16 protein-coding genes are annotated in these 13,062 nt (G+C 69.2%); 12 read left to right on the top strand and 4 right to left on the bottom strand.

Features of this window, described 5'->3' with window-relative positions; all coding sequences use genetic code 11:
• Positions 1-18: 18 nt before the first annotated feature.
• A complete protein-coding gene (vioA, locus tag LGN17_RS26075; RefSeq protein ID WP_226199332.1) occupies positions 19-1,161 on the top strand; it encodes a dTDP-4-amino-4,6-dideoxy-D-glucose aminotransferase VioA in 1,143 nt (380 codons plus the stop codon).
• A gap of 10 nt (positions 1,162-1,171) precedes the next feature.
• On the opposite strand, the gene LGN17_RS26070 is transcribed toward vioA, so the two are convergent.
• The 4 genes from LGN17_RS26070 to LGN17_RS26055 form a co-directional block, all read right to left on the bottom strand.
• Positions 1,172-1,834 (bottom strand): acetyltransferase, encoded by a 663-nt coding sequence (locus LGN17_RS26070; protein ID WP_226199330.1) that lies wholly within the window; start codon positions 1,832-1,834, stop codon positions 1,172-1,174.
• A 99-nt stretch (positions 1,835-1,933) separates the two neighbouring features.
• Complete coding sequence (locus LGN17_RS26065; protein WP_226199328.1) at positions 1,934-3,874, bottom strand: tetratricopeptide repeat protein; 1,941 nt, start codon at positions 3,872-3,874, stop codon at positions 1,934-1,936.
• A 27-nt stretch (positions 3,875-3,901) separates the two neighbouring features.
• Complete coding sequence (locus LGN17_RS26060) at positions 3,902-4,645, bottom strand: acetyltransferase (protein ID WP_226199532.1); 744 nt, start codon at positions 4,643-4,645, stop codon at positions 3,902-3,904.
• Positions 4,646-5,035: 390 nt separating this feature from the next.
• Entirely contained in the window at positions 5,036-6,679 is a 1,644-nt protein-coding gene (locus tag LGN17_RS26055; RefSeq protein WP_226199325.1) for a TIGR04222 domain-containing membrane protein, read from the bottom strand.
• Between the two features lie 570 nt (positions 6,680-7,249).
• Between LGN17_RS26055 and LGN17_RS26050 the strand changes: the two genes are divergently transcribed.
• The 11 genes from LGN17_RS26050 to LGN17_RS26000 all read left to right on the top strand — a co-directional run bounded on the left by LGN17_RS26050 (position 7,250) and on the right by LGN17_RS26000 (position 13,056).
• The gene (locus LGN17_RS26050) at positions 7,250-7,456 is read left to right on the top strand and encodes a tail protein X (RefSeq protein WP_107311243.1); all 207 of its coding nucleotides are present in this window, start codon (positions 7,250-7,252) and stop codon (positions 7,454-7,456) included.
• A 16-nt stretch (positions 7,457-7,472) separates the two neighbouring features.
• A complete protein-coding gene (locus LGN17_RS26045) occupies positions 7,473-7,817 on the top strand; it encodes a putative holin (RefSeq protein ID WP_069246837.1) in 345 nt (114 codons plus the stop codon).
• A gap of 1 nt (position 7,818) precedes the next feature.
• A complete protein-coding gene (locus LGN17_RS26040; RefSeq protein ID WP_107311242.1) occupies positions 7,819-8,085 on the top strand; it encodes a phage holin family protein in 267 nt (88 codons plus the stop codon).
• 3 nt (positions 8,086-8,088) lie between these two features.
• Complete coding sequence (locus tag LGN17_RS26035; RefSeq protein WP_226199323.1) at positions 8,089-8,934, top strand: N-acetylmuramidase domain-containing protein; 846 nt, start codon at positions 8,089-8,091, stop codon at positions 8,932-8,934.
• Positions 8,931-9,371 carry an Rz-like lysis system protein LysB gene (gene lysB / locus LGN17_RS26030; RefSeq protein WP_226199321.1) on the top strand — a complete coding sequence of 147 codons (441 nt, stop codon included), beginning with the start codon at positions 8,931-8,933 and terminating at the stop codon, positions 9,369-9,371. The genes LGN17_RS26035 and lysB overlap by 4 nt, the downstream gene beginning before the upstream one ends.
• Positions 9,259-9,495 carry an Rz1-like lysis system protein LysC gene (gene lysC, locus LGN17_RS26025; protein ID WP_226199319.1) on the top strand — a complete coding sequence of 79 codons (237 nt, stop codon included), beginning with the start codon at positions 9,259-9,261 and terminating at the stop codon, positions 9,493-9,495. Before lysB ends, lysC begins: the two co-directional genes overlap by 113 nt.
• The gene (locus LGN17_RS26020) at positions 9,488-9,937 is read left to right on the top strand and encodes a phage tail protein (protein ID WP_226199315.1); all 450 of its coding nucleotides are present in this window, start codon (positions 9,488-9,490) and stop codon (positions 9,935-9,937) included. The genes lysC and LGN17_RS26020 overlap by 8 nt, the downstream gene beginning before the upstream one ends.
• Before the next feature lie 630 nt (positions 9,938-10,567).
• On the top strand, positions 10,568-11,251 hold the full coding sequence (locus LGN17_RS26015; RefSeq protein WP_226199313.1) for a phage baseplate assembly protein V: 684 nt from the start codon (positions 10,568-10,570) through the stop codon (positions 11,249-11,251).
• The gene (locus LGN17_RS26010) at positions 11,248-11,610 is read left to right on the top strand and encodes a GPW/gp25 family protein (RefSeq protein WP_226199311.1); all 363 of its coding nucleotides are present in this window, start codon (positions 11,248-11,250) and stop codon (positions 11,608-11,610) included. The genes LGN17_RS26015 and LGN17_RS26010 overlap by 4 nt, the downstream gene beginning before the upstream one ends.
• Positions 11,607-12,521 carry a baseplate J/gp47 family protein gene (locus tag LGN17_RS26005; protein WP_226199306.1) on the top strand — a complete coding sequence of 305 codons (915 nt, stop codon included), beginning with the start codon at positions 11,607-11,609 and terminating at the stop codon, positions 12,519-12,521. The genes LGN17_RS26010 and LGN17_RS26005 overlap by 4 nt, the downstream gene beginning before the upstream one ends.
• Entirely contained in the window at positions 12,514-13,056 is a 543-nt protein-coding gene (locus LGN17_RS26000) for a phage tail protein I (RefSeq protein ID WP_226199301.1), read from the top strand. Before LGN17_RS26005 ends, LGN17_RS26000 begins: the two co-directional genes overlap by 8 nt.
• Positions 13,057-13,062: the final 6 nt, after the last annotated feature.

The raw sequence follows: 13,062 nt of genomic DNA, 5'->3' as shown, positions 1-13,062 counted from the left end.
AGATCGAGAGAAACCATCATGACCGCCAGCCTGCCCGCGTCGTCCGTCGCGCAACTGCCGCACGAACGCATCTACGTCACGCAGCCGCACCTGCCGCCGCTCGACGAATTCCTGCCGTACCTCGAGAAGATCTGGGAGAGCCGCACGCTGACCAACGGCGGCCCGTTCCACCAGCAGTTCGAGCGCGCGCTGTGCGAGTATCTCGGCGTGCCGCACCTGTCGCTGTTCGCGAACGGCACCCTCGCGCTCGTCACCGCGCTGCAGGCGCTGCGCATCAACGGCGAAGTGATCACGACGCCGTACTCGTTCGTCGCCACCGCGCATTCGCTGCTGTGGAACGGCATCAAGCCGGTATTCGTCGACGTCACGCCCGGCACGCTCAACCTGGACCCGGCGCGTATCGAGGCGGCGATCACGCCGCAGACCACCGCGATCATGCCCGTGCACTGCTACGGCAATCCGTGCGACGTCGAGGCCATCCAGAAGATCGCCGACAACTACAACCTGCGCGTGATCTATGACGCCGCGCATGCGTTCGGCGTGCAGAACGCCGGCGGCAGCGTGCTCACCCACGGCGACCTGTCGGTGCTGAGCTTCCACGCGACGAAGGTGTTCAACACGTTCGAAGGCGGCGCGATCATCTGCCCCGACGCCAAGACCAAGCAACGGATCGACCACCTGAAGAACTTCGGTTTCGTCGACGAAGTCACGGTCGTCGCACCCGGCATCAACGGCAAGATGAGCGAGATCAACGCCGCCTTCGGGATGCTGCAGTTGCAGCACATCGACGGCGCACTCGCGCGCCGCCGCGAAATCGACACGCTGTACCGCTCGCTGCTGAGCGACGTGCGCGGCATCCGCTGCGTGCCGCTCGGCGACCAGACCGTCGCGAACCACGCGTATTTCGCGATCCTCGTCGACGAAGACTATCCGATCGACCGCGATGCGCTGTACCAGAAGCTGCGCAGCTACGACGTGTATGCGCGCCGCTACTTCCATCCGCTGATTTCGGAATTCCCGATGTATCGCGGGCTGCCGTCCGCCAATCGCGACAACCTGCCTGTCGCCTCCGAGGCCTCACGCAAGGTGCTGTGCCTGCCGATCTACCCGGCGCTCACCGACGACATGGTCCGCCGTATCGTCGAGCTGATCGCGCGCTGACGCGCGCCGTCTACAGGTAACGCTCGCCGGCCGCGCGCGCGCGGACCCGGCGGGCCGGATTGCCGTACGCGACCGTGTACGGCTCGACGTCGTGCAATACGACCGAGCCCGCACCGACGACGCTGTGCTCGCCCACCGCGATCCGGTGCCGCAGCATCGCACCGAGACCGATCGCCGCGCCGTGGCCGATCCGGCAGTTGCCGCCGGTGACGACGCCCGGCGCGAGGCTCGAGAAATCTTCCATCACCCCGTCGTGGTCGAGCGATGCGTTCGTGTTGACGATGCATCCGCCGCCGATCGTGCAGCACGGATTGATCACCGCGCCGGCCATCACGACCGTGCCCGCGCCGATCGTCGACGCTTTGCCGACGCACGCGGCCGGATGCACCGCCGACACGCACGGCAAGCCGGGCACGAGGGCCGCGAGCTCGGCCGTCACTTTCTCGCGCGCGTGGTTGTCGCCGATCGCAACCAGCAGCCCGGCAATCCCGTGCGCGTCGATCAGATGCGGCAGGTCGCGCTCCGCACCCAGCACCGTGTAGCCGAGCGTCTCCTCGCCACGGGGCCGGAACGAATCGATCAGCCCAGCGATCCGGTACCGACCAGCCTGTTCGACGATGTCGATCACGACCTTGGCGTGACCGGACGAGCCGACGATGACGATGTTTTCCACGCGAGCCTCGGTTGATCTGAAAAGCAGAAGCGGCGTTGCCATTGCCGCATTTCCCGGAGTATGACGTATCGCCATGCGCGTGCGGCACGCGCCGCCACTTCAGACGGCACGCACCGCGTCACCCATCGTCATGCGACTGACAGCGAAATGCGCGGCGAACGCTCCGCGCAAGCGCTCCGCCAGCTGGATCCAGTTGTCGTCGCGCCCTCTGCGGAACAACCGCACGGTGCCCGGATACCACGGCGAATCGTCGCGGTCGTGCATCCAGCGCCAGTCCACATCCTGATTCGGCAGCAACACCCAGCAAGGCTTGCCGAGCGATGCGGCGAGATGCGCGGTCGACGTGTCGACGCACACCACGAGATCGAGTTGCGCGACGATCGCGGCCGTATCCGCGAAATCGTCGATCTCCGAGCCGAGGTGCAGCAACGGCAGGCCACCCGGCGGCTGACGCGCCTCATCCTCGCCCTGCCCCTTCTGCAGGCTCACGAAATTCACGCCCGGCACACTCCATAGCGGTGTCAGCAACGCGAGCGACGGCAGCGAGCGGTGCGCATCGTTGTGATGCTTCGGGTTGCCCTTCCACACGAGGCCGACACGCGGGCCGGCCGGCAACGCATCGAGGCGCGCGCGCCAGCGCGCGACGCGGGCCGGATCGGGCACGAGCCGCACCGGCGGCGGGATCGTCTCGAGCGTCGTACCCGCATGCATCGGCGCGCTCAACAGGCTCGTCCAGTAATCGAACTGCGCCGCCTGCGCGATCGCCGTCTCGTGATCGAGCACGGCGTCGACGCCGTCGACCGACTCCATCAGCCGATGCAGCGCGGGCTGGCACGCGAACACCACGCGCGCCGCGTGCCGCGCCCTGAATTCCGCGAAATAGCGGCTGAACTGCAGCATGTCGCCGAGGCCGTCCTCCTGCCAGACGAGCAGCGTCTTGCCAGCGAGCGGCTCGCCTTGCCACTGCGCGCACGGCAACACCTCGCGGGTCCGGCGGTGCACGAAAGCCGATTGCTCGTAGCGCGATTCGTAACGCCGCCAGCCTTCGTCGAAGCGGCCCAGGCCGAGCAGCAGCGTCGCCAGACCGAAACGCGCGTCGCCATAGTCCGCGCGCAGTTCGAGCGCGCGGCGGTACGCGTGTTCGGCTTCGTCGTGGCGGCCGGCATGCGCGAACGTCGTGCCGAGGTTGTAGTGCACTTCGGCCATGTCCGGCGCGAGCGACAGCGCCTCGGCGAACGCGGCCATCGCTTCGTCGTGGCGGCCTTGCGCGCGCAGCACGCAGCCGAGATTGTTGTGCGGCTGCGGCTGGCCGGGGCGGCAGCGGATCGCATCGCGGTAGGCCGCTTCCGCTTCCGGCAGGCGATCGAGATTCTGCAGCGCGACGCCGAGGTTGTAGTGCGCCTCCGGGTGATCCGGGCACAGCGCGAGCGCCTGGCGGCTGGCGGCTTCCGCTTCCGGCAGCCGCTGCATGTCGACGAGGATCGCGCCGAGATTGGCGTGCGCGAGCACGGCGTCGGCGCGCACGGCAATCGCGAGCCGGTAGGCCAGTTCCGCCTCGGCCTGCCGGCCGAGCACGCGCAGCAGGTTGCCGAGATCGGTCAGCACGTCGGCCGACTGCGGCTCGATCAGCAGCGCCTGCCCGAGCGCCTGTTCGGCTTCGTCGAACCGGCCGAGCGCTTCGAGCACCTTGCCGAACCGGTGATGGTGCGACGCCCGCAACGGCGCGATGGACGCGAGCTGCCGGCGCAGGAGCGCCTCGGCGTCGGGCAGGCGCCCTTGCGACACGAGCAGCGCGCCGAGGCCGTCGTACGGCGGCTCGAACGCCGGCATCGCGTCGATCGCGCGCCGCCACCACGCTTCCGCGTCGGCCAGACGGTTCAGGCCGAGCGCGCAGACGGCCGCGACGTGCAGCGCCGCGACGGCCGGCGCCGGCCGGTCGAGCAGCGGTGCGACGCGCGCCAGTGCATCGGCGAACTGTCCGTCCTGGCACAGCGTCGCGGCGTGTTGAACCAGCGCGGATGCGTCGAGAGCAGGTGTCATGTCATGCGGCGCGGCGCGAACGGACGGTCAGACCGTCGTCGATACGGCAGCCGGTTGGCCGGACTGGCTGACGGCACGATCCTTGGCTTCCTGGAGCGCCGCGAGCATGTCGAGCGCCAGTCCTTCGTCGGCGGTGAGGTCGGCCAGAAATGCTGCGTTGTTCTGCTTGATCCAGTCGAACGGCATGTCCCACCACGCGAGTTGCAGCAGCCGTTCGCGCACTTTCTCCGTGAAGCGGAAGCGCACCAGACGGGCCGGCGAACCCGCATAGATGCCATACGCCTCGGTACGGAAATTGGGCGGAATGACGGTACGCGCGCCAATCACGCATCCGCTCTCGATCTGGCTGCCGCCAAGAAACATGGCTTCGTCGCCGATCCAGATGTCGTTGTGGATCACGGTATCCGGGTATTGCGGCATCGACACATTGTCGAGGCCGTTACCATAGATGCTGAACATGCTCGTCGAAATCGTGCGCATCTCGTGCTGGCCGTTCAACAGGAATCGCAGGCGCAGGCCGCCGGCCACGTACTTGCCGATCACGAGCTTCTGATGGCCCACGTCGTACTTGGCGATCGAGCCCACCCCGATCGACGAACACCGGCCGATATGAAACGTACCGACCGGCGCTTCTTCATCGACCCAGTTGCGGAAAAAATTGTTCGGAATCGCCGAAAAGGCGCCATCCCGGTAGCCGAGCACGATGAAATGCTTCGACCACGCATGGTCAGGCAGCACGCCAATACAATCGTCGGAGGTCGTAACGTTCATTCGCGGTCGCAAGTGTGCCGGTGCGGCGGCTCGATGCCCGGCCGCTCGATACGGCGGTGGAAAACGTCGCGGCACATCGGCCGCGAGCATGGACGGTGCAGTATAGAAAGCCGTCGACGGCGACCGACCCCGGAGAAGAACGGCGTTCTGGCTTCTGTTCCGGCGATGAGGACTGGTACGGTCCCGCGTCTGCGGCCCGAGTGCGTTTGGCGTCGACGTGGAAATGCCGTCAGGGTCGATGACTGGCGCGCGAAACATGCGGCGCTCGAGTATTCACGCCCGACGTTTCATCGAGATACTCGGACATGGGCAATGCCCTGACGGCGCGCTGCTGCAGTCGCCACCAACGGTGCGCGCCCGCCCTCGCGTCGCTGCGCCACACCCCCGCGCTCAATTACTCGACGAACACCCGCCGCAACTGCTCGAACTGCACGAGCTGGAGCTGCACGAACTTGACGAACTGCAGTTCGACGACGAGCAACTGCTGTCCGACGCATCGATCGAACCGCCGATGCCCGCTTTGGCGGCGGCGAGCGTCGATATCCGCGACGCGGTCTGCACGGTTTGCGAATACACCGACCATGCGGTGCCGGCCAGCGCGGCCGTGCCGAACAGCGCGGCAGTCCACAGCAACGGGTCCGGATCGCCGCGTTCGCGAGCCTGGGCATGTTGCGGTGCCTGCGTATCGGGCGTGGGTTGCGGGTTTCGCCCGGCCCGCTGCTCGTGCGAGATCCGGCGCGCGAGCAGCGCGGCCCGCGCGGCAGCCGTCGCGCCGCCCCGCCCGAAGCCGGTCAGCCGCCGCGCGACGATCCGGTACGCGACCGCGAACACCACCATGCAGACGGCGAGCAGCAGCACGGGCCGCCCGCGGCTCAGGCCAACCGCGAGTTTCGCGGCACCGGTGCCCAGCACGAGCAGCACGATTGCACGTGCCGCCGTGCGCGACGCGCGCATCTCGCCGGGCGCCCAGAGCCAGCCCTGCGCGCGCATCCCGTCGACGACTTCCTGCGCATACCCGGCGAGCCGCTCGTGAAACACGTCGTAGCGCACGGTGCCGGAAGGCTGTTCCTTGAGCCACGCGCAGTGGTCGTCATGCCGGCCCGCACGATCCGGATCGGCGATCTGCACGTAGCCGCCCTGTCCCGGAACCGTCCACAGGTCGACCGCGCCCGCATGCGCGAGCGACATCGTCACGACTTGTGCGACCCGTGCCTCACCGCCGGTGAGATAGGCCACTTCGTCGGTGCTCAGGTCGTCCGACGCCTTGCGCGTGTGCGCCCCCCAGCGGCGGCGGCGGAACTCGATCGCCTGCAGCGCGACGATCAGCAACAACGCGACCACGCACGCCGGTACGTAGAACGCGAGAAACTGCGGCCCCGCGTAGTTCAGCACGTTGAAGTCCTGCGCCGACGCGCAGGTCGCGGCGACGCTCGCGGCGGCGGCCGGCCATGCGAGTTTCGGCAGCCGGTCGCGCCAGGTCCTGCCGGCAGGCGGGGTGGCCGGCGACGCCGCGCGCGTTACCCCGTTCACGGCCAACGGTTCCGGCGGCGGCGATCCGGTTGCGTCGCGCAGTCCGGGCGGCGGCGGCCAGATCGACTCGGGCGGCTCGCAGCCGAACCACCGGCGATAGCTGTCCAGGGTCTCGCGATAGCGCTGCGCGTACACGGCAGCTTCATCCGGCGCGCCCGTGCCGGGCATGTGATGCAGCCGCGCACGCAGCACGCCGGCGCAGAAAACGTCCCAGTATTCGAGCGTGTATTGCAGATGGAAATGCCATGCGGCATCGACCGCGACCGATGGCGTGACCGGGTGTCCGGCCGCCTGCGCGAGAAACGCGAAGCGCTTGTATTCGTCGATCACCGCCAGCGCATGCGCATGCGACCAGCCTTCGGCATCGGCCAGGCGCCGGCTGTACGGCAGCCGCGCATTCGGATCGTCGGGGGAATAGGCGTGCAGGCGCGCGAGCAGCGCCTGCTGCGCATCGGTCAGCGCGCGGGCATCGACTGCGATCGAGGTAGACGGAATGGCAGCCATCGGGAGTCGGCGCGATGCGCGGACGGCCGCCGCGATCGTCGCTTGGAGTTGTCGTTGCGGGCGATTCTCGCACAACGGCGACGGCACCGGCACGTCCGGTCCGCGCCGCCACGCGGCAGGGGCCGCTCCGGCTGGGATCGAACCAGCAACCCCTGCCTTCGGAGTTTTACCTACGTTCGCCCCGCCCTTGCCCGGCAAGGCCCGGCACGCGTTGCACAGCGCAAAACCAAGGCTGCACAAGGTCAATCAAGGCTGCCCCGGCTCGCGCCAGCTGCAATCCGGCTGCACGGCTCACGCCGCGCCCGCCCATGACGTGCCCATCGAGCGCCCACCAGGCACCACCACGGACAGCGTAAGGCCCGATGCGCAGCGCGACACGCGCCGCGCTGCGTCTCCACGCAGGCCACGCATGCATGTCGTTGAACGCCGCCCGGCGAAGCTCGACCATGGGAACCAACTTCACTGCCTCACCGCCCGGGACTTCGCCATGGCAAGCAGCACGACCTCGACACGCCTCCACCACGCGCCGGCCGGCGACTGCGGCGCGTTCCCGCATCCGGAGCGCCGGCCATGATCGTGCGCACCTTGCAGGGCGACACCGTCGACGCGCTGTGCTGGCGCCATTACGGCCGCACGGACGGCACCGTCGAAACCGTGCTCGAAGCCAACACCGGGCTCGCCAGCCTCGGTGTCGTGCTGCCGGCAGACACGCCCGTCTATCTGCCGCCGCTCGACACCGCCACGCGCGCACGGCCGTTGCTGCAACTGTTTGACTGACCCTGGAATCGCCTGCATGGCCGAACCGAACCTCACCACCGCCGCGATGCTGTCCGCCGCGATCGGCGTCGCCGGGCTCGCGCCCGGCATCGACGGCAACGCGCTGATCGGCGCGTTCACGGGCGCCGCGCTCGTGGTCGTCACCTCGAAGGAGATCGGCGTCGCACGGCGCGCCGCCTACCTGCTGATCTCGCTCGTGATGGGCTATCTCGCCGCACCGGAAATCGTCGGGGCCACCCCGATCCATTCGACGGGCGTCGCCGCGTTCTTCGCGGCCGCGCTCGTCATCGCCGTCACGCTGCAACTCATCGAACGGGTCAAGACGCTGGACCTGCTCGCGCTGTTCCGCAAGGGGGGATGACATGCCGCTCCCGCTCATGCTGATCGCGCTCTGCGCCCACGTCGCCGTGCTGGTGCGCGTGCTCACCTACCGGCGCAACGGCGCCCGGCACCGGCATCGCGCGTCCTGGTTCGCCTGGATCGTCGTGGCGGTCGCCGGCGGCGCATCGATCGAATTGCTGCTGCATGCCGGCTCGGTCGGCTTCTTCGAGGCGGCTACCGCCGTCCTGCTGGCGATGTCCGTCTGCGGCACGCGCGGCAACGTCGCCCGCCTGCTCAGGAGGGAATGAATCATGAAGACCCGCCGCCTCGGCGACCACGGCGACGACGTCGGCCTGCTGCAACGCCGGCTGATCCGCGCCGGCTATCCGGTGCAGGTCACGCACCTCTATGACGCGGCGACCGAAGCCGCCGTGATCGCGCTGCAACGGAGCACCGGCCTCGTCGACGACGGCATCGCCGGCCCGAAGACCTGCGCCGCGCTGGCCACCGGCCGGCGCGACCCGACACACCTCGCGCTCGCCGATCTCGAACGCGCCGCACGCACGCTCGACGTTCCGCTCGCGTGCATTCGCGCGGTCAACGAAGTCGAGTCGCGCGGCGCCGGTTTCCTGCCCGACGGCCGGCCCGTGATCCTGTTCGAACGCCACGTGTTCTGGAAGCGGCTGCAGGCACGCGGCATCGATCCCGCACCGTTCGCGGCGCGGCAGCCGGACATCGTGTCGCGCACACGCGGCGGCTATCGCGGCGGCGCCGCGGAATACACGCGCCTCGCGACGGCCGAGTCGATCGATGCCGGCGCCGCATGGGAATCCGCGAGCTGGGGCGCGTTCCAGGTCATGGGCTATCACTGGGAACGCCTCGGCTATGCCGGCATCGACGAATTCGTCGCGTGCATGGAAAGCGGCGAAGCCCAGCACCTCGACGCATTCGTCCGCTACATCGCGGCCGACAACACGCTGCGCCGCGCGCTCGGCGACCGCCAGTGGGCCGCATTCGCACGCGCGTACAACGGCGCCGACTATGCGGCGAACCTCTACGACGTGAAGCTCGCACGCGCCTATGACCGCTATGCGTCGCAACCGGCCGCGCCAACGCCGAGCGGATCCGCATCAGCCGGCGCCACGTCCGCCGCATGAACGGGCTCGCCGCGAAATTCGCCGCCTGCGTCGCCGCGCTTGCCGCGTGCGCCGCTGCGGCGCAGTACATGCATGCACTGCGCACCGACCTCGGCGCCGCACGGCAGCAACTCGTCGATGCACGACAGGCGCTTGCCGGACGCGACGACGTCATCTCGCGCATGCGGCAGGACAGTGCCGAGCGCGCACGACAGCAGGCCCGGCTCGACCGCTCGCAGGCCGCGATCGCGTCGAAGCTCGACGCCACTCGACTTGAAAACCGGAGATTGACCGATGAAAACGCCGCGCTTCGCGCCTGGGCTGGCACTCGTCTGCCTGACGACGTTGTCCGCCTGCAAGCCAATCCCGCTCTCACCGGCGCCGACGCTTACGTCGAATACGTGCCAGGTGGTGAGCCCCTGCACGCTGCCGATGCTCGCGCCCCGCACCAACGGTGAGCTCGATGCCGCGCTCACGCTCGCGAAGGCGGCCTGGGCAACCTGCGCGGCGCAAGTCGACATGATCGCGGCGTGCCAGGCCGGCACGCCCGCAACCGGCCACGGAGCGCATCCGCATGATTAAGCCAGACAACCTGCGACGGGCGCTCGTCGCCGCGATCCCGTCGTTCGGGACCGAACCGGGCGCGCTGACCGTCCTCGTCGAGCAAGGGTCGATCGCGACGACCGGCACGCTGACGCCGTCGTTCGAATACCGGTACACGGCCCACGTGCTCGCGACGAATTTCTCCGGCGACACGGATCCCGTGTTCGTCGCACTCGTCGAATGGGTCCGCAAGAACCAGCCGGATCTCGTGACAAACCCTGCCGCGCGCGCGGGCGGCATCACCTTCGAGGTCGGCGTTCGCGACCAGGCGGCAGTCGACCTGTCAATCCGGCTGGCGCTGACGGAAAGCGTCAACGTCGCAACCGGGCCGGACGGCCGGCACGTGATCACCCACGTCGACGACACGCAGGTCGATCCGGCCGACACGCTGACCTGGGTCGCGCTGCCGCAGATCAGGTAGGCCCGGCGGGCGCCGGCCCGCCTTCCCGCATACGGCATCGGCGCCGCATGCGGTCGAACGAACGCCGTGCGCCGCGAGCGCGCGGTTTTCCGCCGCGTTCATTCGCCCCTGCAACGGCTGCGTGTCGCAGCCGGCCATCTCGTTTCGCCTGCCTCGTTTCGCCTGCCTCGTTTCGCCTGCCTCGTTTCGCCTGCCTCGTTTCACCTGCCTCGTTTCACCTGCCTCTTCTCGCGCGGCGGATCTGCAGGTCGCGATCGCAACGCCAATCGCCGGCTTGCGCCTTGCCGTCGAATCAGCCGGCATCGGCGATGCGCGCCGCGTCGACGGCATCCCCGTGGCAACACCTTCATGCGCCGCCATCCCGGCTCCCCGCCGCACGACACCCATCTGCGTTTCACCGCCACGCAACCCGTCGCACCACCACCCTGCCGCCCTCCCTTCCGGCGTCGATCCGCTCACGCCTTCCAGTCCCTCGACCCCATCGCCCAGGCGCACGACGCCATCCTCACGTCGACCGGTCTTGCGATTCTCGACGCGCACCGTCGCGCCGGCATCCGGTGCGCGCTGTCCTCGTTGCGACGACACAGGCGATCGCTCGCGCCCCGGCCGCGTGGCCGTCACCATGGCTGCATGGACGCAAATGAAATTCAACGGCAGGCACGCAACGCGGTGCGCAAGGGAACGATCCTCGCGGTCGACCATGCAGCCGCGTTGTGCCGCGTCTCGGTCGGCGACGCCGACTCCGACGGCAACGGCCTGCAGACCAACTGGATTCCGTGGGTCGCCGGCACGGCCGGCGGCACGCGCGACTGGCTGCCGCCGACGCCGGGCGAACAGGTCGTGCTGCTCTGCCCGATGGGCGATCCGGCGCAGGGCGTCGCGCTGCGCGGCGTCTATTCGAATGCCGCACCGGCGCCGGCGTCGAGCCCGGACACCCACGCACGTGTCTACCCCGACGGCGCGAGCGTCACGTACGACCACGCCGCGCATGCGCTCACGGCCGAGCTGCCCGCCGGCGCGACCGTGCGCGTCGTCGCGCCGGGATCGGTCGTCGTGCAGACCCGCGACGCGACCGTGAAGGCCGAGCGCATCACGTTCGATGCGCCGCAGACGACCTGCACCGGCGCGATGACGGTCAAGGGCCCGTTCGCATTCGAATCCGGCATGACCGGCACCGGCGGCGCCGGCGGCGCCACGATGCAGATCGACGGCGCGGCCACCTTCACCCGCGAAGTGAAATCCCAGGGCATCAGCCTCCCGCATCACACGCATCGCGAACAGGGCGATGGACAACTCGTGAGCGCACCGCAATGAAAGGCATGAACGCGAACACCGGCCGCTCGATCTCGGGCCTGGACCACTTCTACCAGTCGATCGGCAGGATCGTGACGACGCCGCTCGCGTCGTGCGTGAAACGCCGCACGTTCGGCTCCGAGCTGCCCGACCTGATCGACGCGCCCGGCAACGGCACCGTGCGCACCCGGCTGTACGCGGCCGTCGCGACGGCGCTCATGCGCTGGGAGCCGCGCCTGACGCTCACCCGCGTCGTGCTCGCCGCGGACGACGCGAATGCGGCGGCCGGGTCGGTCTATCTCGACATCGAAGGCTGGACCGGCGAGACCGGCACGGCCGTGTCGACCCGCGTACCGATGACGACCGGGAGCCCGGCATGAGCGTGACGCCGATCGACCTCTCGCAGCTGCCGTCACCCGACGTCGTCGAAACGATCGACTACGAAACCCTGCTTGCCGCGCGCAAGGCACGGTTCGTGTCGCTCTACCCGGCGGACGAACAGGCCGAGATCGCCGCGACGCTCGCGCTCGAATCGGAGCCGGTCGTGAAGCTGCTGCAGGAAAACGCGTACCGCGAGATCGTGCTGCGGCAGCGCGTGAACGACGCCGCGCGCGCCGTGATGCTCGCCTACGCGGTCGGCACGGACCTCGATCACCTCGCGGCGCTGTTCGGTATCCGGCGCCTGACGATCACGCCCGCCGATCCGGAGCACAACCTCGCGGCGGTCATGGAAAGCGATACCGACCTGCGTGCCCGCACGCAGCTCGCGCCGCAGAGCCTGTCCGTCGCCGGCCCCGAAGGCGCGTACGTTTCGCATGCACGCAACGCGGACGGCCGCGTGCTCGATGCGTCGGCAGTCAGCCCGGCTCCGTGCGAAGTCCTCGTCTCGGTGCTGGCGCGCGATGGCGACGGTACGGCGGACCCGGCGCTGATCGCCGCGGTGGCGGCCGCGCTGCAGGCCGACGACGTGCGGCCGCTCACCGACAAGGTCACGGTGCGCGGCGCGGAAATCCTGCGCTACCAGGTGCGCGCGCGGCTCGTGTTCTTTGCCGGCCCGGATCGCGCGGTGGCGCTCGCGGAAGCCAACCGCGCGATGAAGAAATACACCGAATCCATGCACCGCCTCGGGATGGAAGTCACGCTCGACGGGATCTACGCGGCCGCCCGCGCGGCCGGGGTGCAGAAGGTGATCCTCGAGAGCCCGCTCGCCGGCCTGCCGGCGACGAAGCAGCAGGCGCCGTACTGCACGGGGATCGAGCTGATCGACGGCGGGGTGTACAGCAATGAATGACGTCCTCCCGCCGAACGCGACGCGGCTCGAACGCCGGCTCGCCGCGACCAACGCGCGCATCGACGACGTGCCGACGCCGCTCGCGACGCTGATGAATCCGGACGCGATCCGCTCCGACCTGCTGCCCTGGCTCGCGTGGCACCTCGGCGTCGATGCATGGAAGGACTACTGGCCCGAGTACGTGAAGCGCGCCAGGGTCGGCCAGGCGATCCCGATCGCCCGCCGCAAGGGCACCGCCGCCGCGGTGCGCGAAGTCGTCGCGGCCTTCGGCGGAAACATCGTCCTGCGTGAATGGTTCGAGCAGCGCCCGCCGGGCCGGCCTGGCACCTTCGACATCGTGATGACGGTCAGCGGCCAGGAGGGAGAACCGCCGACCGCCAATTACGTCGCCGACATCCTCGCGGAAATCGACCGCACCAAGCCCGTCCGGGCGCACTACTCGTTCACGCAGGGCTTCGCGATGCGAGGCCGGCAACGAATCGGCGCCGCCGCGCGCGTGGCGGTCTACCGCCGTCTGAACCTCACCGACAACTGATCGCAC

The sequence above is a fragment of the Burkholderia sp. AU30280 genome (assembly GCF_020420125.1).
Taxonomy (GTDB): Bacteria; Pseudomonadota; Gammaproteobacteria; order Burkholderiales; family Burkholderiaceae; genus Burkholderia.
Note: the sequence above shows the minus strand (reverse complement) of the source record. Positions and strands in the feature narration are given on the sequence as shown.